The organism is Halomonas sp. SpR8 (assembly GCF_031010195.1).
In the GTDB taxonomy this organism is placed as follows: Bacteria; Pseudomonadota; Gammaproteobacteria; order Pseudomonadales; family Halomonadaceae; genus Vreelandella.
This window is the reverse complement of record NZ_JAUAMC010000013.1, coordinates 66,529-88,582: the sequence shown is the minus strand read 5'-3', so window position 1 is coordinate 88,582 and position 22,054 is coordinate 66,529. Positions and strand designations below refer to the sequence as shown.

Annotated in this window: 21 protein-coding genes; 10 read left to right on the top strand and 11 right to left on the bottom strand. The window is 56.5% G+C overall.

Annotated features, from left to right (window positions below):
• Window positions 1-22 precede the first annotated feature (22 nt).
• From QT230_RS19720 to QT230_RS19710, 3 genes are read right to left on the bottom strand one after another with little or no spacing between them, the layout of a single operon-like run.
• Entirely contained in the window at window positions 23-736 is a 714-nt protein-coding gene (locus QT230_RS19720; RefSeq protein ID WP_308323864.1) for a sulfite exporter TauE/SafE family protein, read from the bottom strand.
• Window positions 733-2,193: an amidohydrolase family protein gene (locus QT230_RS19715; RefSeq protein ID WP_308323863.1), complete on the bottom strand. Its 1,461-nt coding sequence runs from the start codon at window positions 2,191-2,193 to the stop codon at window positions 733-735. Before QT230_RS19715 ends, QT230_RS19720 begins: the two co-directional genes overlap by 4 nt.
• 2 nt (window positions 2,194-2,195) lie before the next feature.
• The gene (locus QT230_RS19710; protein WP_308323862.1) at window positions 2,196-3,563 is read right to left on the bottom strand and encodes a solute carrier family 23 protein; all 1,368 of its coding nucleotides are present in this window, start codon (window positions 3,561-3,563) and stop codon (window positions 2,196-2,198) included.
• A gap of 175 nt (window positions 3,564-3,738) precedes the next feature.
• Here QT230_RS19710 and QT230_RS19705 point away from each other — a divergent pair, with 175 nt between their 5' ends.
• A complete protein-coding gene (locus QT230_RS19705) occupies window positions 3,739-4,644 on the top strand; it encodes a LysR family transcriptional regulator (protein ID WP_308323861.1) in 906 nt (301 codons plus the stop codon).
• Window positions 4,645-4,752: 108 nt separating this feature from the next.
• Here QT230_RS19705 and QT230_RS19700 read toward each other — a convergent pair whose 3' ends face one another.
• Window positions 4,753-5,778 carry a Fe(3+) ABC transporter substrate-binding protein gene (locus QT230_RS19700; protein ID WP_308323870.1) on the bottom strand — a complete coding sequence of 342 codons (1,026 nt, stop codon included), beginning with the start codon at window positions 5,776-5,778 and terminating at the stop codon, window positions 4,753-4,755.
• 228 nt (window positions 5,779-6,006) lie between these two features.
• Between QT230_RS19700 and QT230_RS19695 the strand changes: the two genes are divergently transcribed.
• Entirely contained in the window at window positions 6,007-7,110 is a 1,104-nt protein-coding gene (locus tag QT230_RS19695; RefSeq protein WP_308323860.1) for an ABC transporter ATP-binding protein, read from the top strand.
• Window positions 7,111-7,117: 7 nt separating this feature from the next.
• Here the strand turns inward: QT230_RS19695 and QT230_RS19690 are convergent, their stop codons facing one another.
• From QT230_RS19690 to dctP, 4 genes are all read right to left on the bottom strand, one after another.
• On the bottom strand, window positions 7,118-8,803 hold the full coding sequence (locus tag QT230_RS19690; protein ID WP_308323859.1) for an iron ABC transporter permease: 1,686 nt from the start codon (window positions 8,801-8,803) through the stop codon (window positions 7,118-7,120).
• Window positions 8,804-9,023: 220 nt separating this feature from the next.
• Complete coding sequence (locus QT230_RS19685) at window positions 9,024-10,361, bottom strand: TRAP transporter large permease subunit (RefSeq protein WP_308323858.1); 1,338 nt, start codon at window positions 10,359-10,361, stop codon at window positions 9,024-9,026.
• Window positions 10,358-10,861 (bottom strand): TRAP transporter small permease subunit, encoded by a 504-nt coding sequence (locus QT230_RS19680; protein ID WP_308323857.1) that lies wholly within the window; start codon window positions 10,859-10,861, stop codon window positions 10,358-10,360. The genes QT230_RS19685 and QT230_RS19680 overlap by 4 nt, the downstream gene beginning before the upstream one ends.
• A 61-nt stretch (window positions 10,862-10,922) precedes the next feature.
• Window positions 10,923-12,026, bottom strand: a complete 1,104-nt coding sequence (gene dctP / locus QT230_RS19675) for a TRAP transporter substrate-binding protein DctP (protein WP_308323856.1) — start codon at window positions 12,024-12,026, stop codon at window positions 10,923-10,925.
• A gap of 364 nt (window positions 12,027-12,390) precedes the next feature.
• Between dctP and QT230_RS19670 the strand changes: the two genes are divergently transcribed.
• Window positions 12,391-14,553 (top strand): GNAT family N-acetyltransferase, encoded by a 2,163-nt coding sequence (locus QT230_RS19670; protein ID WP_308323855.1) that lies wholly within the window; start codon window positions 12,391-12,393, stop codon window positions 14,551-14,553.
• Window positions 14,554-14,580: 27 nt separating this feature from the next.
• Window positions 14,581-16,047 carry an aminoacyl-histidine dipeptidase gene (locus tag QT230_RS19665; RefSeq protein WP_308323854.1) on the top strand — a complete coding sequence of 489 codons (1,467 nt, stop codon included), beginning with the start codon at window positions 14,581-14,583 and terminating at the stop codon, window positions 16,045-16,047.
• Window positions 16,048-16,110: 63 nt separating this feature from the next.
• On the opposite strand, the gene QT230_RS19660 is transcribed toward QT230_RS19665, so the two are convergent.
• Together QT230_RS19660 and QT230_RS19655 are read right to left on the bottom strand one after the other, a co-directional pair.
• Window positions 16,111-16,587: a Dps family protein gene (locus QT230_RS19660; RefSeq protein WP_308323853.1), complete on the bottom strand. Its 477-nt coding sequence runs from the start codon at window positions 16,585-16,587 to the stop codon at window positions 16,111-16,113.
• Window positions 16,588-16,868: 281 nt separating this feature from the next.
• A complete protein-coding gene (locus QT230_RS19655; RefSeq protein ID WP_308323852.1) occupies window positions 16,869-18,002 on the bottom strand; it encodes a glycerate kinase in 1,134 nt (377 codons plus the stop codon).
• Window positions 18,003-18,150: 148 nt separating this feature from the next.
• Here QT230_RS19655 and QT230_RS19650 point away from each other — a divergent pair, with 148 nt between their 5' ends.
• The 4 genes from QT230_RS19650 (at window position 18,151) to QT230_RS19635 (ending at window position 20,846) form a co-directional block, all read left to right on the top strand.
• Window positions 18,151-18,705 carry a hypothetical protein gene (locus QT230_RS19650; protein WP_308323851.1) on the top strand — a complete coding sequence of 185 codons (555 nt, stop codon included), beginning with the start codon at window positions 18,151-18,153 and terminating at the stop codon, window positions 18,703-18,705.
• Window positions 18,702-19,061 (top strand): hypothetical protein, encoded by a 360-nt coding sequence (locus tag QT230_RS19645; RefSeq protein WP_308323850.1) that lies wholly within the window; start codon window positions 18,702-18,704, stop codon window positions 19,059-19,061. The genes QT230_RS19650 and QT230_RS19645 overlap by 4 nt, the downstream gene beginning before the upstream one ends.
• Window positions 19,058-19,717: a DUF1007 family protein gene (locus QT230_RS19640; RefSeq protein ID WP_308323849.1), complete on the top strand. Its 660-nt coding sequence runs from the start codon at window positions 19,058-19,060 to the stop codon at window positions 19,715-19,717. Before QT230_RS19645 ends, QT230_RS19640 begins: the two co-directional genes overlap by 4 nt.
• 79 nt (window positions 19,718-19,796) lie before the next feature.
• A complete protein-coding gene (locus QT230_RS19635; protein WP_308323848.1) occupies window positions 19,797-20,846 on the top strand; it encodes a nickel/cobalt transporter in 1,050 nt (349 codons plus the stop codon).
• An 8-nt stretch (window positions 20,847-20,854) separates the two neighbouring features.
• On the opposite strand, the gene QT230_RS19630 is transcribed toward QT230_RS19635, so the two are convergent.
• Window positions 20,855-21,274 (bottom strand): HIT domain-containing protein, encoded by a 420-nt coding sequence (locus QT230_RS19630; RefSeq protein WP_308323847.1) that lies wholly within the window; start codon window positions 21,272-21,274, stop codon window positions 20,855-20,857.
• Window positions 21,275-21,449: 175 nt separating this feature from the next.
• Here QT230_RS19630 and QT230_RS19625 point away from each other — a divergent pair, with 175 nt between their 5' ends.
• Window positions 21,450-21,581 carry an entericidin A/B family lipoprotein gene (locus QT230_RS19625; RefSeq protein ID WP_308323846.1) on the top strand — a complete coding sequence of 44 codons (132 nt, stop codon included), beginning with the start codon at window positions 21,450-21,452 and terminating at the stop codon, window positions 21,579-21,581.
• A 101-nt stretch (window positions 21,582-21,682) separates the two neighbouring features.
• Window positions 21,683-22,054: an I78 family peptidase inhibitor gene (locus QT230_RS19620; RefSeq protein ID WP_308323845.1), complete on the top strand. Its 372-nt coding sequence runs from the start codon at window positions 21,683-21,685 to the stop codon at window positions 22,052-22,054.

The following is a 22,054-nucleotide window of genomic DNA, read 5'->3' as shown; positions in this document are numbered from 1 at the left end:
GTGCCTGTCTTTCAGAAGCTCTTTATCTGGGAATCAGTAATACGATGCCAGATATCATGGCGAACGACAGTACCCCGACACGTAGACGCCGTGCATCTAACTTATGATGCATCAGTCGACTGGTGAAACTACCTATGGCTAGTGCTGGCAGCAAGGCTAGCGCCCAGAGCCATTGGTGGGGCTGAAATTGTCCAGCGATTGCCAGGATAGCTAACGATACTAGTTCTCCGATCAAGAAGCAGAGCGCGATGGTGGAACGTAACACTGGCCCAGGAAGATGCTGATAGAGCAGAGCCAAGGGAGGGCCACCAACCCCTGTGGCGGTTTCTGTCACGCCAGTGATGATGCCGACCGTGGCACAAGCGCTACGGCGTGGCTGAAATACAGGGGCGAACAAGGCTACCAATACGGCAAGAATCGTTGAGGCGCCGATGAGCTGATTGAGTCCATTGGCGGACATTATTACCAATATGCCGAGTCCGACAAAAGTGCCGGGTAACCGCCCTAGGCTGACCCAGCCCACCCCCTTCCAGTCGATCGCGTTACGTTCACGCAAACCGACATACGCATTGAGAGGCAGCATCAAGATTAATAGCGCGATGGGCAATAGATCTGGGCGTAATAGCCCCATCACTGGAGCTACAATCAACGCGAAACCGATTCCCACAGCACCCTGGATGAAAGCAGCAATACCTGTAGCAATTGCCAGCAATAAGAAGGTCCAGATATCGCTCATGGATTGTAACCTTCAATTGAAAGAGTAGGTTGTGGGGTTGTCGCCTCGCGGTATTGAGCGCGGTGCTGTGTGGCGGTGGGATGTACGCGGTAAATTGGAGCTTGGTGCACAGCGACAGCCGCTTCACGGATATTACGTAGCAGAGCCCTGCCGTCCCACTCCACTGGCCAACCTTGCCATAATCGTAAGCGACCATTGGTGAAGACTGCTGTTAATTGGTCACGATTCGCGTAGCGAACCAACTCCCAAATGCGATCCCAGGTTGGCGTCATTTCTGGCACCGCCAGATCGACCAGTAAAAAGTCAGCGGCCATCCCCGGAGCAATCTCTCCCGTCAGGCCTTTTAAGCCAGCGGCATCGGCGGCGGATCGCGATGCATGTTCTAGCCATCTCCAGCCACCCCCGCATGAAGAATCACCGGTGGAGAGACCAAATGCGAGACGCTGGCTAGTTTCTGCGGCATCCATCAAGCGGAAAGCATCACTTCGGGTACCATCCGTACCTAGTCCAAAGCGGATACCTAAGGCTGCCATCTGCAGTGCTGGGGCAACCGCATTACCTTTCCAGGCGCTAGCCACAGGGTTGAAGGCGACAGCCGTATCGGTGTCACGCAACATGTTGAGCTCATCAGGTGTTACCAGAGTAGCGTGGGCAATCAAGGTTTGGGGACCTAGCGCACCGATGCTATATAAATGCTCTAGGGGACGTTGCCGGCGGGCCACCAGTGATCGCTCTACAGCTTGAAGGTGTTCATTCACATGGGTCTGAAAAATGGTTCCAGCTTCAGCACATAGGGCAGAGGTAGCATGCAGCATCGTGTCACTTGCCGCCTCAGGTATTGATATCGCCAGTGACGGCTTGATGAGTTTGTTACCTTCCCAGCGAATAAGATGGTGTTCAGCGCGGTTAAGTATCTGCTTAACGTCTTGCTTGCCTGTTGTGCCACCTTGATCATTGCAGATAAAGCCTAATACGCAGCGTAATCCTGTCTCTTCGGCGGCAAGCGCGATAGACGCTGTATCGGCAGCAGATCGAGTTCCGGCATCTACAGCAGTGGTAAAGCCGCCGCGAAGTGCTTCCAATGCCGCCAACTTGGCGGAAAGCTGAAGCAACTCCTCATCCAGGCTGCCTTCTAGTGGCACCCAGATCCGTTTAAAAATCTCAGAGGGCTCGCCGCACACGAGGGACTTGCCAAGTGACTGGGTGAGATGGTGGTGAGTATCGATGAAGCCTGGCATCAATAACTGATCTGGCAGCGTAATGGGAGATAAATCTGGATGACGCTGGATGAGCGACTCAGCATCATCCACCTCCTGGAAGCGGCCGTCGGCTATCAGTACGGCCTTGCCTGAATGGCAGCCATCGGACAACAGTACTTCTTCAGGAAGTAGCAGTAAGCGTTCGGCGGCGAAGGCATCAGGGGTCAATGATGAGTAAGCTGCGTGAAACATAGCCATCTTTATTTTCCTTCGGAAACAGAGTTAAAAGCGGTTGCATCGTCGGGTTTCTGCGGGGTTCCCAAGTGATGAAATAAGATATTGACTACTACCGCCGTCACGGTGCCCATGGCCAAGCCATTACCAAGGATAATCTGCAAATGAGAGGGAAAGGCACTATAGAAGCCTGGCACCACGATGGGCAGCAGTCCCATGGCAAGAGCCGCTGCAAGGATGAACATATTGCCATTTTGGTCGAAGTCGACGCGACGCAGAATATTGATTCCCATTACCCCAATGATGGCGAACACGATCACTGCAGTACCCGCTACCACGGCACTAGGTATGGCATACGCCAGTCTGCCCAGCGGAGCGCACAGGGCGAGCACTACCAGCATGGCACCGGCGGCGATGGTCACGTAGCGAGAACGTACCCCGGTGGCGCGAATGATGCCTATGTTCTCACCACTGGTGATAATCAGTGAGGTACCGAAACAGCCACCGAAGATTGACCCCAGCGCATCAGCGCGAATGTTGCGAGGCACAATGACTTTGTGGTCTCCCTTTCGACCAACGATTTCAGCGGTTGCTAAAGTTTGCCCGGTGGCTTCAGTCATCGATACCACGCAAAATATGATCAGCGGCAATGAGGCAAACAGATCGAATGTTGGTAGCCCGAATGGGAAGGGCTGGGGCACAGCAATTAGAGGGCCGTTAAGCACGCCTTCAAAACTCATGGTGCCGCTAAGAATGGCGATGGCAGCGCCAGCCAACAAACCTAACATCACAGCGATACGTTGCCACATGCCAGTAAAAATGCGGGCGAAAAGCACTGTACAACTAATGGTTAACAGGGCAAGACCAATATTGCCCATGCTGGCAAATCCTACTGAGTCAGGTCGCCCGGTGATTAGTCCGCCGAAAATACGGATGAGGTTGACAGCGACAAGCAGCAGCATGGTGCCAATCACAATTGGCGGAAAGTACTTCAACAGCTTGGTGAAGAAGGGAAGCGCCAGGAAATAGAAGAAGCCGGTTAGAATGACCGCGCCATTAGCGGTTTGTAGGTCGGTTGCTTGGGCAATCCCCAGAAAAATTACCAATGGGGCGCCTCCGGGGACTTGTACGAAGGGTAGTCGAGCACCAAAGCCGAAAATACCCACTGATTGAAGAATGCCAGCGAGGCCACAAGCCAGAAAAATAGCGCTCATCAAGCCGACAGTAACGTCATCAGATAGATCAAGGGTATGGCCGATCAGAAAAGCTGCGGTAATGGGGGCAGCTGCCATCACCAGGACATGCTGCAGTCCGTACAGCAACTGTGTTCCTATGGGTAGGCGTTCATCGACAGGTTCGACCACCAAACCAGGTGGTTTTAGGATGTGATGCATAGCTATTCCTCTAGTTGTTATGTGGCTCGGCCGTCAATCGAGCTTCGTCTCGTCAGATGTTTTTTCTACCGACATGGCAACCCTAGCGGGGCCTATCTGTTCTAGTCCATAATAATATTTAGTATCTACTGTTGCCTTATTGGCAACAGTGAGGCGACGAGAGGGGGGACGCTGAATGCATTTGCTATTGCCAGGATTGCGTTATTTTGAAGAGGTGGCGCGGCAAGGATCTTTGCGTAAGGCGGCTGAGCGCTTACATGTGGCAGCATCGGCCGTTAATCGACAAATTCTTAAACTGGAAAGTGAGTTGGGCGTACCGCTGTTCGAGCGACTGCCTCGCGGGCTCAGGTTGTCGCCAGCGGGTGAGTTAATTCTCTATCAAGTACGCCAGTGGCAACGCGATGAGCGCCAGTTGCAAGAGTACCTTGGTGAAATCCGAGGCACTGGCTGCGCGGAGGTGCGGATTGCTACCGTCGAGTCATTGACCGATCAATTGTTACCCAATGTTTTAGCTGAATTCCGAGGGCGATTTCCTCGGGTGCGTTTTGTGGTAATGACTGGACTGACCGAGACGATTCTCGATCAGGTGCGCAAGGGAGATGCGGACATTGGCCTGTGTATTAACCCACCGGTGACGCCGAAGGTACGCTTTTTAGGACAGGTCGAGTTAGAGTTCGGCGCAGTAGTAGCACCGAGCCACCCCTTGGCAGAGCATGAGGCGCTTAGATTGAGAGATTGCATCCCCTATCCTGCCTTGCTGCCTGACAGCGAAATGTTTCATGGTTCGACGCTTCAGCAGTTACTGGTTCGCGCTAATATCGAGCTCGAACCATTAGCATCATGCAATCGTATCTTGGCGCTCAAATCATTGGCTCGCGCAGGTCTGGGTGTCGCCTTTCTAAACCGGCTCGATATCGCTCGGGAACTGTCGCATAAAGAGCTGTTGTTCAAGCCTTTATTGGATCAACATATCCCCAAAGCTCGGTTAACGCTCTGTGGTCATGGCGACAGGGCGCTACCAATGTCCATCGCTGTACTTGCAGAGCAAATGCGTGAAGCGATGATGGCTATTGAGCCTTAAGTCTGACGTTGTCGAATTCACGGGGGAATGCACAGGAGGAAATGGCTGGCATAAAAAGCCCGAGGCGTTTTAAATAGTGCCTCGGGCTTTTAGTATGACGTGTGACGCTTAACGCCAGCCGACGCGATCAAAAATGCGGATCGCTTCAGGGTTGTTTTCACCCAATACGCTGATATTTACATCATCCGTTTTGAAGTTGCCCCAGGATTCCAGCACCGGATCTTTCTTGATGCCTTCAACCACCGGGAACTCGTTGTTGCCGGAGGCAAAGATTTCCTGGGCGGTGTCTGAAGCCAGGTACTCCAGGAAGCGGATGGCGTTGTCGCGGTTGGGCGCGCCTTCTACCACACCGGCGCCGCCAACGTTGACGTGGGTGCCGCGGTCATTTTGGTTGGGGAAAATAATGCCCACTTTACGCGCCGCTTCACGCTCGGCGTCGTCGTCAGATTTCAGCAGGCGCACATAGTAGTAGTGGTTGGCTACGCCGATTTCGCACTCGCCGCTGGCAACGCCGAGAATCTGGTCAGTATCGCCGCCTTCTGGATCGCGCGCCATGTTGTTAACCACGCCCTGGGCCCACTCTTCGGCACCCTCTTCGCCGTGATGCTCAATCATTGAGGCCAGCAGTGACTGGTTGTAAATGTTGTTGGAAGAGCGAATGCACACTTTGCCTTCAAACTGCGGGTCGGCCAGATCTTCGTAGCTTTCGATCTGGCTTGGGTCGAAGCTTTCACGGTTATAGTAAATCGCCCGGGCGCGCTGACTAAAGCCAAACCACAGGCCGTCAGGGTGGCGCATCGCTTCGGGTAGGCGTTCGTTGAGAACGTCTGACTCAACGCTTTGGAAGATACCTTCATCTTCCGCGCGCCAGAGACGACCTGCATCGACGGTCATCATGACATCCGCCGGGCTTGCCACGCCTTCGCGCTGAATACGCTCGATCAGCTGGTCGGAGTCGCCTTCAAGCAGGTTGACTTCGATGCCTGTCTCTTCGGTGAAAACATCGTAGAGGTGCTCGTCAGAGTCGTAGTGGCGAGCAGAATAGAGGTTAAGTTCGTTTGCTAGAGCGCTGCTAGCAACGGCGGAGCCCGCCAGAATGGCGGCGACTGATAGCGTTAGGCGTGCTTTTGTCATCATGAATATCTCCCTTCAGTTTTGATAATAAGTTGCATTATCAGCGGTGAGTATTCAAGCTTTTATCCCCGTTGAGGTCAAGGTAAATGCTAACCAACCGCATTCAACGAAAGGCACTAGACGTGCATCTCATTGTAATAAAAAATACAATGCAAATAACTTTCAAATGTACACAATCCGCGTTTAGTCGTTTGTCGGGCGGTTTGCCCAGCTGCAAAGTGGGGATTTATGACAGCAACCCTGAAGGTCGCCTCGGCGGTGCCTGGCTCATCGGCGTTAACCCTGCATAATGTACGTCATGCCTATGATGGCGATACGGTAGTGAAAGGCGTGGACTTAAGCGTTGCCCCAGGCGAGGTAGTTTGCCTGCTGGGCCCCTCGGGATGTGGAAAGACAACGCTGCTGCGAATCGCGGCAGGCCTTGAAGTGCTGCAAGAGGGCAGCGTTGCCTTGGAAGATATTTATATTGCCGGCCCAGGTCAGCGCCATGTGCCGCCGGAGAAGCGCAATGTTGGGCTGGCGTTCCAGGATTCGGCGCTTTTCCCCCACCTAACCGTGTTGGAAAATGTTACCTTTGGGCTTAAGCATTTAGCCTCCCGCGAGCGTCGCGAGCGGGCGTCACAGCTGCTTGAGCAGTTGGGTATGGCCGCCTATGCCGATGTTTACCCGCATATGCTGTCCGGTGGCCAGCAGCAGCGGGTGGCGCTGGCGCGGGCGCTGGCGCCATCGCCGCGCCTAATGCTGTTGGATGAACCGTTCTCAAGCCTGGATGCGCGCCTGCGTGACCGCATCCGCGACGACACACTCCACGTGCTGAAAAAGGTCGGCGCGGCGACGCTGCTGGTGACCCACGACCCTGAAGAAGCCATGTTTATGGCCGATCGCATCGCGCTGATGCGCGACGGGCGGATCGTGCAGACCGGGACACCCCGCGAGCTTTACTGCGCGCCTCAAGACCCTTTCGTAGTGACTTTTTTTGGCGACGTCAATGAGCTGCAGGGCAAAGTACATGATGGCGCTGTGAGCACGCCTGTTGGGCGGGTGCCGGCCCCCGGATTAACCGAGGGCAGCGACGCGCAAATCATGATTCGCCCCGAGGCGCTGCGTATTGTTGAGCGCGACTTGCCTGCTGATGTCCATCGCCATAGCCATGTGGTAATGGCGAAGCTGCTGGGGCGAACCAGCCTGCTGCACCTGTGTGCCCATGGCGAAAACGGCCTTGAAGCCCACCTGCACGCCCGCGTACCGGGGGTGTTCCTACCCGCAGAAGGCCAACCGGTGGATATTCACCTCGACCTTTCCCAAGTGTTTGTTTTCCCGCTCACGGCTTAATGCTTAATCAGGACTGAGCGCCGGGGCGTGAACGGCGCATGGCCATGCTAAGCAAAATGACCGGCAGGATGCCCACCACCACAATGGCCAGCGACGATGTGGAGGCTTCGGCCAGGCGCTCGTCAGAGGCTAGGTTATGCGCCCGCACCGCCAGGGTATCGAAGTTGAAGGGGCGCAGAATAATCGTCGCGGGCAACTCCTTCATGACGTCAACGAAGACTAAAATCCCCGCCGCTAGCAGGCTACTGCGCATCATCGGCGTATGAATATGGCGCAGCGTGCCCCCCGCAGTTTGCCCCAGGGTGCGCGAAGCAGCATCCATACTGGGGGTTACTTTGCCCAGACTGGCCTCAACGGCATTGAACGAAACGGCTAAAAAGCGCACCACGTAGGCGTATAGCAAGATAAACGCCGACCCGCTGAAGACTAGACCGATAATGTAGCCATAGTGATTGTTGAGCCAGGTGTTAAGGGCGTTATCCAACCAGGCAAACGGAATCAGAATACCCACCGCGACCACCGAGCCCGGAATCGCGTAGCCCATGGAGGCTACCCGGGAAGCCACCCGCGCAAAGGTCGTATCGTGCATGCGTACGCCGTAACTCAGCACCACCGCCAAGCCTACGGCGATCAGCGCAGCCACGGTTGCCAGCCCCAGGCTGTTCCAGGCGTAGCCGATAAAGCGCGAGCCCCACAGCGAATCGCCTCCCTGCAGCGCTAAATTGAGCAGAATGCCGCTGGGCAGTAAAAAGCCCACCAGCACCGGCACCAGACAGGCCAGCGTTGCTGCTGCAGCGCGCCAGCCGTGCAGCGCGTACTCGGGCAGTTGCTGATAGCGATTGGTGGTGTGGAAATAGCGGCGCTTGCCTCGCGACCAGCGTTCCAGCAGCACTAACACAATCACGAAGGTGAGCAGGCACGCTGCTAACTGCGCCGCCGCCACCTGCTCGCCCATGCCAAACCAGGTGCGGTAGATACCGGTGGTAAAGGTATCCACGCCGAAGAACTGAACGGCGCCGAACTCGTTAAGCGTCTCCATCAATACCAGCGATACCCCGCCCACCAGCGCCGGGCGCGCCAGCGGGACGGCGACGCTGGCAAACAGTTTCCAGGGGCCGCGCCCTAGCGTACGGCCTACATCCAGCACGCATACCGATTGCTCAAGAAACGAGGCGCGGGCCAGCAGGTAGACATAGGGGTAGAGCACCAGGGTAATCACCGTCGCGGCGCCACCCAGGGAGCGAATATTGGGAAAGTAGTAGTCGCCATACCCCCAGCCAAATGTCTCGCGCAGCAGGGACTGGAACGGCCCGGCGAACTGCAGAAAATCCGTATAAGCGTAGGCGATCACGTAAGTGGGCACCGCCAGCGGCAGCAGTAGTGCCCACTCGAAGAGGCGTTTGCCGGGAAAGCGGCACATCACCACCAGCCAGGCAGTACCGGTACCGATGATCAGCGTGCCCAGCCCCACTGTCACAACGAGCCAGAAGGTGTTGTTCAAATAGCGGCCAAGTACGGTGCTGGTCAGGTGTTGCCAAACGCCATCGGTGGGCATCGCAATATGGGCAAATACCACCAGTACGGGCAGCGCAACCACGAACGCTACCGCGATCAGGGCAATCGACCAGGGGGTAGCGCGACGGCTAAGCGAAGAGGGGAAAGCGAAAAGCCCGCGATAGCCGGATCTGAACAAGCGAACACTCCTTGCATTGACGGAAAGCAGTCGTGGAAAGCCGGGAAGTAGTGCAGCACACTAAAAAGTAGCGCAGCACACTGAATGCGAAATAGTGACGGGCGTGAATAGTAGCATTGGCGCTGCACTGCTGCAGCTTTGCAGGCCCGACAACAGTGCAAAAAAAGCCCGCCGAGGCGGGCCATAATGGTTGGTCGTTAAGCCTGTAAGATGTGGCGACCTAGTAACCACCTAACAGCATGCTGGGCAGTCCCGTAATCAGCCACGGGAAGAACGCCATCAGCGTACACGCCAGTAGAATCAGCGCGACGAAGGGCACGACTGCTTTGTAGAGGTGGACGATTTCGACCCCAGGCGGTGCGACGCCTTTTAAGTAGAACAGCGCGTAGCCAAAGGGTGGGGTCAGGAACGATGTTTGCAGTACCACCGCCACCATTACCACGAACCACAGCATATCCACGCCCATGGTTTCGACGATGGGCAGCATGATCGGGAAGCTCAGCAGTACAATGCCGGTCCAATCCAGGAACATCCCCAGGATAAACACCAGGAACAGCATTAGGATCAGCGCCCCAACGGTACCGCCAGGCATGGCCAGTACCAACTCGCTGATCACGGTCATACCGCCACCGCGGGAGAATACGCCGGTAAAGGCCGTGGCGCCCACCAGCACGAGCATTACCATGGTGGTGGTTTTACCCGCTTCGATCATTGTCCAGAAGCAGGTGGAGACTTTACGGTCGCCGAAAATCAAAAACAGAATAAAGGCGATAAACACGCCGATGGCCGAGGCTTCGGTGGCCGTGGCGACGCCGGTAAATAGCGCACCCAGCACGCCCAGGATCAACGACATGGGCGGGAGCACATATTTCGCCAGCATAATCAGCAGCTGTTTCGTACTGACTTCTGCTCGCTCCTCTGGCGGTACTTTGGGGCCGTAGCTGGGTTTGATATAGCAGATGATCAACACGTAAAGCGCATACATGACCCCGAGCAGCAAACCGGGAATCAGCGCGCCTGCGAACAGTGCACCCACGGAAACCGGTGAGTAGCTGGCCATCAGAATGAGCATGATGCTGGGCGGAATCAAGATGCCCAAACAGCCGCTGGCCATAATCACGCCTGCGCTAAGCTCTTTGTTGTAGCCATACTTGAGCATCGGCACCAGGGCAATCATACCCATTACCGCAATCGAGGCACCCACAATGCCGGTGGTGGCAGCCAGTAGTACCGAGACAATCACCACGGTAAGCGCCAAGCCGCCGCGCAGGTTCGCCAGTAGCAAGCGCATGGCGTCAAACATCTTCTCGGTCACGCCGGAGTCGTTCAAAAAACGCGCCATTAGGATAAACAGCGGTATCGCCACCAACACATAGTTGTCCATGGCGTTACCGAAAATATTGTTGATCAGGGTACCGAGTATGCGCTCGCCGGGGCCAAGAAAGGCACCGATAACCGCTACGCCGCCGAGCACGAACGCCAGCGGGTGGCCCATAAACAGCCCGATCATCAGGCCACCAAACATCACCAGCGTGAGTAATTCAGGACTTAGGTTCATGCTGATGTCTCCTCGCGAAGCTGCATGATGGCACGCAGCACAATGGCAATGGCCTGCAGCAAGATCAGAACAGCGGCGACCACAATCACCCCTTTGATTGGGTAAACCGGGATTGAGACCATGCCATAGGTGGTTTCACCGCGGCTCCACGCGCGTTCGAAGAAGCTCCAGCCCAGAGTGATCAGCATCCAGATAAAAGGGACAAAGAAAATGAGATAGCCGAGTACGTCGAGCACGGCTTGCTTTCTGCGTGATAACAACCGCTTCAGTACGTCGACTTCCACGTGGGCGTGATGTTTTAGCCCATAGGCCGCCATCAGCATGAAGTGGGCGCCAAACAACATTTTGGTGACGTCAAAGGCCCAGTCGCTGGGGCGCCCAAATAAAAAGCGCGACGCAATGTCGAAAAGAACAATCAGGGTAATGATGGCAATCAATGGAGCGATGATGCGCCCAAAGGCTTCATTGATGGCATCGATCGCCTTGGCAATCGCATTCATGGAAGATCTCCGCGGTCAGCACAAAAAACCGCCCCGGAAACCGAGGCGGCAGAGAAGCGCCTTACAGGCAGGCTTCGATCTCTTCCAGTGAGGGCAGATTGTCCATCACGCGGCTCATGTTGTAGGGTGCGGAAACATCGCGCCAAGTCGCATAGTGCTCAAGATAGGCAATCATCGATTGGTAGACCTTGGCGTGGTCAGGGTCTTCGCAAGCGCCGCGCAGAATAACCTCGTTGGTGACTTCCTGGATGCGTGCCAAGTCCTCTTCTGAGAACTGGTTGATCGTTACCCCCGCGTCAATAAACTTCTGGGTGGCTTCGGTAGACTGGCGCTCTGACCAGGCCAATGACCAGGCCATAGTGGCATCCGCCGCAATGCGCAGGGTCTCTTGGGTCTCTTCGGAGAGTGCATCCCAGGCGTCTTTATTGATCATTACGCCAAATACGCTGGCCGACTGGTGCCAGCCGGGCGTTGCCCAGTAGTCAGCCACTTCGGCAAAACCAGCATTAAAATCTACGCCCGGGGTGGAGAACTCACCGGCATCGATAACGCCGCGCTCAATAGCTTGGTAGACTTCACCACCTGCCAGGGTGACTTGCGAGCCGCCCAGTTCTTCGAGTACGCGGCCCTGGTCGCGACCCGACAGACGTAGACGCTTGCCATCTAAATCGGCAATGCTCTCAATCGGAGTGCGGCCCATAAAGCCTGATTCATTGTTGGTAATGCCGTAGGGGAGATAAACCATGTTGAACTGGCCATAAATCTCTTCGTACAACTCGCGGCCACCCCACTGCTGGATCCAGTTGAGGTAGTCAACGCCATTAAACAGGCTGGTGGTGGTGGCCAGTGGCGAGAAGGCGGGGTTCAAGCCTGCCCAGTAGCCCGGCCAGTCGCCCGCGGCTTCAATGCTGCCCGTCTCAGTGGCGTCAAACACTTCGGTGCCGGGCATTAGCGTGCCGCCTGCGCGGAAATTGATTTGTAGCTCTTCGCCGGCGAGTTTATTGACCAGTTCTACCCAGTGTTGGTCAATCTTGATCAGATCAAGGTTTTCCGGCCAGGTAGTGGTCATTGTCCACTGTTCTTGTGCTTGGGCGGTGGTCGTTAACGTAGCGAAGGCGATACCAGCGGCGAGGCCGGTGAGGGCGAATTGGGTCATTTTTTTCATGATGTATTTCCTGGTTTGGCGTGTGGCGTTATTAGTGTTGGTTACCTGAATGCAGGAAAGTGCAGTACCGCTGGATTACGTTTACGTAAACAAGGGTTCTTAGCACTGCAGAGCTAAATTAGCACAACAACCCCGCTGCGGTGCAATATCAGTAATGTAAGCGGTCTTATCGATATATTTTTATAAAAAAATTTATATATGTAATTTAAACAATTGGTTATGGAGTATTTTTAGAAAAAGAAAAGAGGGCAGATCGCTTCGTTGCGTTGAAAGTAGTTAAATTGTTCAACCAAAGTTGTAAGCAACAAGCCTGCCTTAAAGCGCTCTGCGGCACACTGATAGGCTAAATAGGCAAGGTAACGTAATGGGAAGCAGCCGAGCTGGAGTAGGAAATTATTTGCCCAATAATCACGTGTTAGATTACCCACAGCAAGCGCGAGTGTTGGCCGCGTTAGTGCATCACGCACAGCGTTTAGCCCGTCGCCGCTGGCGTCAGCTCGTTTGGCTAAGCGGCGATGCCTCACAGTGCCGCTCGATGGCACAGGCGCTATGGCAAGCCCACGCCTGGCAAGCGCCGCTGTGGGTGGGAGATGAACACCTCTCGCCACGCAAGGCGCGCACGCGTTTGGGGGCAGAGCACCAACTGGTAGTGCTCGATACTCACGGCGCCGGGTTTGATCCAGAGGTGCTGGGGGCGCTGGCGGGCACGATCACCGCCGGTGGTTTGCTGGTATTGCTTACTCCGCAGCCGTGGGGGGCGTCTCCTGATCCGGACTACGCGCGTTTTGCCGATCACCCCTGGCACTGGTCCGAGTTAAGCTGCCACTACCTTTCGCGCTTGGTGCGTCAGTTGCAGGCCTCAACTCAGGTAGTTCGCTGGCACGCTGGCTTGACGCTGCACTTGCCTCAACTCCCAGCGCGTAAACCAGACGATACCGAAAGTGGCGATAGCGACTGCTTGACCGCAGATCAGGCCTCCGCGGTGAAACAACTGGTTGGCTTGAAACGCCGTCGCCCGCTGGTGATGACCGCTGACCGTGGGCGTGGCAAAAGTGCTGCGCTGGGTATCGCCTGCGCACGGCTGCTAATGGGCAAAGCCCAACGCGTAGTGCTGACTGCGCCGCGGCTGAGTGCAGTGGAAAGCGTTTTTGAGCGGGTGGCGGCACTCTGCCCGGACGGTCGTCGCGTTGCCCCAGGCCAGTTTGTGCTTGCCCAGGGCAGCGAGCTGGTTTTTTTACCCCCGGATGTGCTCACCGAGCAGATTAACGCCCAGCAGGAGGGTGGTGATGGCAGCTATTTGATGGTCGATGAGGCGGCGGCGATTCCTGCAGCGCTGCTGGGGCAGTGGCTCAACGCCTTTCCGCGGATTGCATTCGCCACCACAGTGCACGGCTATGAGGGCTCGGGAAGGGGGTTTGCGCTACGCTTTCGCACCACTCTGGATCGGCTGACACCCCAATGGAAAGCGCTGACGCTGAATTCCCCCATCCGTTGGTATAGCGGTGACCCGCTGGAAGCCCTGGTCAATCAACTGCTGTTATTAAAAGCACCATTGCCCATCGCGCAGCCGGATGGGGGCGCAGCGGCAACCATGGTGCTTGATCGTGCTCGGCTCGCTCAACACGACGCTGTGTTGGAGAAGTTGTTTGGGTTGTTGGTGCAGTCCCACTACCGCACCTCTCCTAATGACCTGCGCCAACTGCTTGACGGTCCCGCTACCCAGCTACGCACGATAGAACAGACAGGTGAGCCTCAGGCGGTGTTGGTCACTCGGGAGGAAGGTGGCTTTGAGCCAGCCCTTGCCGATCAGGTTGCTCGCGGTGAGCGTCGCCCCCAGGGGCATCTGTTGGCGCAGTCGCTGGCGACCCATGCGGGAAGCCGAGAAGCGCTAACCGCCCGCTGGCGAAGGGTAGCGCGTATCGCGACGCACCCCGAGCGGCGTCGCCAAGGCTTGGGGCAAATACTGCTGCAGGAGGATATGGTCGCCGCCAGGCAGCAGGGGGTTGCACTTTATGGCGCGACCTTCGGCGCTGAGGCATCGCTGCTACGGTTTTGGCTGGCGCTGGGATTTAGGCCGGTGCGCTTGGGTATTAGCCGGGAGACCTCCACCGGCGAGTTTGCTGTTATGGTGGCCAAAGCGCTGAACTCAGAGGGCGAGGCGGTGCAGGCTGATCTTAGTGAGCGCTTTCAAGCAGCACTGCCAAGTCTACTGGCGTTTGAGCTCAACGCGTTGCCCTCTGCAGTGCTGGTACTGCTGCTCGGCCAACTGCCGAGCATTCCGCTGAGTGACCGTGAGTGGCAGGATGTTGAGGATGTGGCGACCGCCCATCGCGACCCCGCCCTTGCCCGCCCAGCGCTGCAAGCCTTGGCCCGGGAAGCCAGCCAGCGCAGTTTAACCGAGCCACAGCAGCAGGCACATCAACAGCTATCTGCCTGGGCGTTTCAAAATAGTGCCCTGGCGAATACCCATAATGACGCCATCAAAGCCCTGCGCCTCGCTGTGAATAGCCTCATTGAGGTAAAGTAGGTCGGTTACCGATAATGAAGAGTCTTTATGAACGCACATCTTGACGCGCTTGAGCCCTCATTGGTTTGGCGCCACTTTCGCACGCTGTGTAATACGCCGCGCCCTTCTGGGCACGAGGCGGCACTCGTTGCTGCCCTCGAAAGCTGGGCCGATGCCCAAGGCCTCGCCCACGACCGCGATAGCTTCGGTAATTTACGCCTTCGTAAATCGGCCTCTCCCGGCTGCGAGCAGGCACCCTGCGTGGTGCTCCAGGGCCATCTGGATATGGTCGCCCAGGCCAATAGTGGTCACGCCCACGATTTTACCCGCGATCCAATCAGCACTTATGTGGCTGATGGCTGGCTACACGCCGATGGCACCACCCTGGGCGCCGATAACGGGCTGGGCGTGGCGGCGATTCTCGCCGTGCTGGAAGACCCTGATCTTCGCCACGGGCCACTGGAAGCGCTGTTTACCCTGGAGGAAGAGACCTCCATGGGCGGTGCGCTTCACTTGGCTGAGAACTGGCTCGAAGGTTCGCTGCTGCTCAACCTGGATAGCGAGGATCGTGGACAGGTCTATATTGGCTGCGCGGGCGGTGCCGACGTTGAAGTGGATGCACTGCTGCCCAGTGCCGCCGCTGGCGATCACGAGCGAGTCATTGAGATCGCCTTGACCGGCCTGAAGGGAGGGCACTCCGGCGCTGATATCCATAAGCCGCTGGGGAATGCCAACCGATTATTGGTCAGAGTGCTGCGCTCCTTGGAAGCGTTTGATGCGCGCTTGATTAGCTACCACGGCGGCACCTTGCGCAATGCCATCCCTCGGGAAGCCTTTGCCCAAGTAGCGCTGCCCTCCGATGAAGTCGACGCCGCCATGGTCGCTATTGCGGGGCTGGAAACGATTCTGCAAAGAGAGTTGGGCAGTGGTGATAGTGGTCTTAGCATCAGCGTTCAACGCCTAACCGAGGCGCCTGAAGCAGAACCGCTAACCTTAGACGCCAGCGTAATGCTGCTGGCAGCACTGCACGCAGCCCCCTGTGGGGTCGAGCGGATGAGCGCTGATGTGCCAGGGGTCGTAGAAACCTCTAATAACCTGGGCGTGCTAAGCCTGGAGAAAGGGCGGCTGCACCTCTGCGCACTGGTACGCTCACTGCACGATAGTGCGGTGGTCGCCATGGCGGATCGCTTTCAAGCGCTGTTTGGCTTGATTGGCGCACGGGTAAAAGTGGAGAACGGCTACCCAGGCTGGGCGCCTAATCCTGATGGCGCGCTATTAGCGACCTTTAAAGCCCGCCATGCGGCGCTGCTGGGCCGCGAGCCGGAGGTCAAGGTTATCCACGCGGGGCTTGAGTGCGGCATTCTTGGCAGCAAATACCCGCAACTGGATATGATCTCTTTTGGGCCGCTGATTCGCGGTGCCCACTCGCCGGATGAGCGGGTGGAGTTAACCTCGGTGGAGGAGTTCTGGTCGCTGCTGCGGGTGTTAATCGAGGATCTGGCCGATCAGCGCTAATCTTCCCAAGCGAACACAAAAACGGCACCTAGAAGGTGCCGTTGTTAGCTCAAAAGATGACGCTTACTTGCTTAAATAGGCATTGAGCATCCAGATGGTTTTTTCCTGCTCGCGGATATAGTCGCCAGCTTGCGCCGCGGTGCCTTCATCGTCGGCATCAGAGGCGAGCGACAGCAGTTCACGTTGCAGCTCAATAATTGTTTGGTACCCTTTGAGCACGCCTTTAACGCAGGTGCTGCCATCGTGAACGTCTTTGTCTTCCTGAATGCGCGATAGCGTTACGTAGTCGCTGTAAGCGTGTACCGGCTTGTGGCCCAGGGTCAGGATACGTTCAGCAACCTCGTCCACTTTGGTCAGCAGGTCGGTGTAGAACTCTTCAAACTTGGCGTGCAGCTCAAAAAAATCGTTACCGCGTACGTTCCAGTGGTAGCCGCGTACGTTCATATAGAAAATTTGGTAGTTGGCCAGCAGGTCGTTGAGCTTCTCGGCGAGTTGACTAGCGCTACCTTCGTGTAGGCCAATGCTATTGGTATCCGTCATATCCTGCTTCCTCTTTAATATGCCATATGCCGCAGTCTTTATGTCGCAACGTGCGGCGGTTAATGCGTGTGGCCAGAATAGGGTGTCTTAGCGACGCTGCAAAGCAAGTTTTTTGCATCGCTGCCATAGTTCTTTGGTATTGGCTCTTTGGTATTGGCTCTTTGGTATTGGCTCTTTGGCATAAGTGCTTCGACATTAGTGCGTTGACATTACGTCGTTGCCGTTACCCTTTGGCTACTTCATTAGATGCTGGCGATGTGGGCTTTTTTCAAGGTCTCGTTTCAAGGTCTATGCACCCACAGCCGAAGAAGGCTCTCGCAGCGCGCTTCCAGCAGTTCCGCGGTACGCGGTAGTGCATCGGCTAAGCTCATAGGGCCATCGGCCAGCGCAAACGCTGCCGTTACTCCTTCGTCAAAGCAGGCCTGCCAGCCGTCGCCTAGGCTGCCAGCCAGCACGATAACGGGTTTGTTAAGGCGCTTGGCGGCGCGGGAAACGCCTATCGGGGTTTTGCCAGACAAGCTTTGACCATCCAGGCGCCCTTCACCGGTGATTACCAAGTCGGCACGGGCCAAAAGCGTGGCCATATCTGCCTGCTGCATAATCATCTCAATACCGGGCTTTAACGTGGCATTTAAAAACGCCTTGGCTGCAAACCCCATGCCGCCCGCGGCGCCTGCGCCCGGCAGCGCTCGGAAATCATCGCCTAATGCATGCGCGCTGATATCGGCGAAGTGGCCAAGCGCACGATCCAACTGCTCAACCTCTTCAGGCGATGCCCCTTTTTGCGGGCCAAATACCGCGCTGGCCCCACGCTCGCCCAGCAGCGGATTATCCACATCAACGGCGGCCTCCAGACTGAGCTTGGCTAACCGCGGGTCTAGCCTGTCAACCTCGAGGCTAGCTAACTGGCTAAGCGCTGCACCGCCGGGAGGTAGCAGTTTGCCGTTTTGATCTAACAAGCGCGCGCCCAGTGCCTGCAGCATGCCTGCCCCGGCGTCATTGGTAGCGCTGCCGCCGAGCAATAAAAGCGCTTTTTCAGCCCCTTGATCCAGCGCCGCCAGCAGCAGCTCGCCGACCCCAAAGGTGGAGGTGTACAGCGCATTGCGCTCATCGGCTCCAAGGTGCTGTAAACCGCTGGCTTCTGCCAGCTCAATAAACGCGGTACGCTGGTTGCTTAGCCAGCCCCAGACTGCTTGACGAGGGCGCCCCAGGGCGTCTTGAACGTTGAGCTGGTGACGCTCGGCGCCGGTGGCGGCGATCAGAGCATCTAAGCTGCCTTCGCCGCCGTCAGCCAACGGGCAAACCTGAACGTGCGCTTCAGGCATGGCGCGCTGCACGCCACGCGCCATGGCGGTCGCAGCGTCTTGGGCGCTGAGCGCATCTTTGAAGCTGTCGGGGCAAAGCAAAACATTCATGAGCACGTTCTCCGCAAAACAGTGTCTTAACTAAAACGTCTTAACTAAAGCGTCTTCACTACAGTGCCATTTAAGCATGACTAGCTCTGGCGAGCTTAGCGCGCTAGCCTGCGCCAAACCAGCGGCCTCGTCCGTTAGAGGATCTAACATGAAGTCGATATCCATAAGTTTAACCTGTCTGCTAGCACTTGCTGGCTGCCAAGTGATTCCTGATCGCCTACCCCAAGCGGAACCCGCGCCTGTAGCTGCGTGCTATTTTCCCGCCGCTCAAGAGCGAGCGCTAGAAACCAGTGTGGAGGTACTCACCGAATGGGGATTTACCCTGAACTCTACGGATACCGACTTGGGTTTGATTAGCGCCAGCCGCGAACGTCCGCTACACGGCTATTATGACCCTTACGATGATGCCTACGGCTATGGGCGTGGAATGCGGGTCTTTGGTGGCTTGGGTATCGGTCGAAGTTCCGGGGTGGGGTTCGGTATAGGTAGCAGCTTTGGCGGTGGTGTGGGCCAGCAGCCGGTAGAGGTTGAGCGTGTATCGCTATTGGTCGACGACGCGCATATACGTATATCTCGCGATATTCGTCGCTTCGATCACTGGGGCGACCTGCGCGAATCCTACAGTGCCAGCAACGACGATTTCTGTCGGCGTTTTCAAACCCGCTTTGCACAAACCGTCCCCACGACTGGGAGGCCGTTATGACGATTCGCCACTGGTTGTTAATCGGGCTATTGGGGGGATTGGTCGGCTGTGCAGCGAACACCCCCTTGGAGCCCCGTGAGTTGGTGTATAGCACTTCATCAGCAGAGACCTTTCGCGAAGCCGTCGAGCTGATGTTGGAGCAAGGCTATGTGGTCCGCCATGCGGATCTATCGCTGGGGCGGGCTGAGGCATCGCTGGCCCGCTGGCCGGAGTATCGGCTGCAGCTGCAGGTGAGCGAAGAGGGTAGCGGCAGCCGTGTACGGGTGTCGGCGTTGAGGGGCAACCAGCCACTGCCGCCCCAGTTGCTCGACCCCTGGCTTGTCGCCTTGCAGCATAAGCTGGGTGTCGCGCCATGAAGTGGGCAGGTAGCGCAGTAGCCGTTTTTTTGGTCATGTGTAGTTTTGTGGTCAGCCCTGATGCCCGCGCCCACCCTCATGGCTGGATCGACCTGAGTGTGCGGGTCATCACCGATGATCAGGACAGGGTGAGTGGCCTGCACCAAACTTGGCGTATGGATCCTTTTTACAGCTTGGTGGTTTTTGAAGAGCTCCAGCAGGTAGAGGGTGCCAGCCTCGAACAGGGGCTTGATCAGTTGGGCACAGAGATTCGCGATAACCTTGCCACCCAGCACTACTTAACCGAAGTACGTATCAACGGTGAACCCCAGGCGCTGGGCGAGGTAAGCGAGTATACCGCCATGGCGCGTGATGGGCGGCTAACCTTTATGTTTATTCTGCCGCTGGCAACGCCACAGCCGCTGACAGGTGCCCTGCTCACGTATCAGGTGTTTGACCCTACTTACTATATCGAAGTTGTCCATGAAGAGGAGGGCGGTCAGCCTCGGGACGATGCGTTGATACTGCATGGCGAGCCTGCCTGTGAGTTGGCTATTTTTCCCGCTGACCCGGATCCTGAACGGGTGATGCAAGCGGCGTTGCTGGATAAAGATGAGAGTGGCGAGCCAGGCTTGGGGCGCTATTTTGCCGAGACCGGCCAGGTCGATTGTCGCTAGGCAGTGTTCGAAAGCAAGCAGTGACGTGCTATTTTATAGATATGTTATCTTGTAACAATTTTTGCGTTGGAGCGTTAAGATGTCCTTAACACGGCCCTTTACACGTCACTTGGGGTTAATGCTGGGTCTGCTAGTGCTGGCGGTCGTGCTGATCATCGTTTGGCAAGGCGGATTTCAGAGCGTTAGCTATCAGTTACTTGGCTGGCAGCGTGATCTTCACCGCTCGCTAACGCTGGCGATTAGCGAACTTTCACGCACTCCCTCCATGGCCACATGGGTGAGCCTGCTAGGCCTTAGCTTTGCCTACGGTGTCTTTCATGCTGCCGGTCCGGGGCACGGTAAAGCTGTACTGGCAACCTATTTAGCCACCCAAGGTGGTGCGCTAAAGCGCGCCTTGGGGTTGTCGTTTGCCGCCTCCTTACTGCAGGGGTTGACCGCTATTGCGCTGGTTGTGGTGCTGGTTTATGGCCTGGGCTGGATAACTCGTCAGGCCATGGGTAGCATTGTCTGGGTGGAGCAGGCCAGCTTTCTGCTGGTGGCGACGCTAGGGGCGTGGCTATGCTGGCGAGCCGTCAAACAATTGCGGCGAGCCTATCAGCCTGAGCGAGCGGCTCATGCGCACAGCCCAGGCCATGAGCATCATCAAGACCATGAGCATAGCCATGACCACAGCCATGACCACAGCCATGATCATAGCCACTGTTGCGGTGGTGCCCACCATATTGAGCCACAGCAGGCGTTAGATTGGCGCACGGCGATAATGACAGTCGGTGCCATAGGGATGCGCCCGTGCAGCGGGGCAGTGTTAATGTTGGGGGCGGCAAGCCTGTTGGGTCAATTCGAAGTCGGGGTGGCGTCTGTCGTGGCGATGTCGCTGGGCACGGGGCTCACGGTGTCAGCACTCGCACTGGCGAGCATTTTAGCCCGCGGCTGGGCGCAGCGGCGCTTGTCCAAGCAGCAGTACAGCCAGCGAAGCGTACTAAAAGCCACCGGCTGGGTGGCCTTAGCCGGTGGTACGCTGATTGTTATACTGGGCATTTCACTTAGCGTTGCGGGCGTCGCCCAACCTGCTAGTGGGCCTCTTCTCAACGAGCCGCCTACTCGGCAAGGCCATCCATTAACGGGGTAGCGGTTAGGCTACACATCAAGTCCATCGATAAGCGCCAGCAGTTGGTCACGTAACTGCGCTTGGCCATCCAGATCGTAAGGTTCAGGTGAGCCGTTGCCCCAAACAGGGGCCGGCCAGGTGGCATCGCTGTGCCGACGAATCACAACGTGCACATGCAGTTGGCTAACCACATTGCCTAGTGCGGCAATATTAACTTTGTCTCCACCCAGCGTTGCTTTCATTGCCTCGCCTAGCAGGGTGGCCTCCTGCCATAGCTGCTGCTGGTCGTCAGTAGAAAGCTCAAACACTTCACTGATAGCGGCATGGCGTGGTACTAAAATCACCCAAGGGTAACGTGCGTCATTCATCAATAGGACGCGGCTTAGCGGAAGATCTGCAATGGGTAAGGTGTCGGCGATAAGGCGCTCATCCAGCTCGAAATTGATCAAATGTTAGTCTCCAGACAGTGGTTTAGTTAATTGCTAGTATAGCCGCCGCGAAGTGACGTAGGGAAAGCGAGCGCGATTGCCAAAACGCTGTTACCCTGAAAAAACTCCCAAGTGGTACATTAGGCTGCTAGTGGAGTTTCCCGATGTTTGAATAATTCGTTAAGGAGAACGGAAAATGAAAAAAATATTGGCCATGAGCTTTATGCTGCTACTAACTGCGGGTGTTCTAACCGGTTGCAATACCATCGCTGGCGCTGGCCAGGATGTGCAAGAGGGCGGTAAGGCCGTCCAGGATGCAGCCAGTTAAGCTGCACTAGCACGATGGTGTTCTTTACCGGGGCGGGCAAATGCCCGGCCCGGTGGTGAGTAGCGCCTGTATTTCATAACCTGCAATTTGGAGATTCAAGGATGAAGCCTTGTATGACCCTGGCCAAGTTGGCCCTTGTTAGCGCCTCTGCAGTGTTGCTAACGGCTTGCGTTAGCTCTCAAATGCCGATTTCCCCTGCTAACGACGACGTGGACGCAGCCCCACCACCGCCAGCGGTAGCGCCGAACGGATCTAATCAGGAGCAGGTGGTTGCCTGCGATCTTGATGCTATCCAATCCGCTATCGGTGAGCCCTTCGATGAGGCTGAGGTTGCGCAGTTACAAAGTGATAGCGGTGCGCGACAAGTACGCGTACTGCGCCCTGGCGATATGGCCACTATGGATCATCGCCCGGATCGTTTGAATGTGCATCTTGATGATCAGGATATGATTGAAGACCTGCGCTGCGGCTAG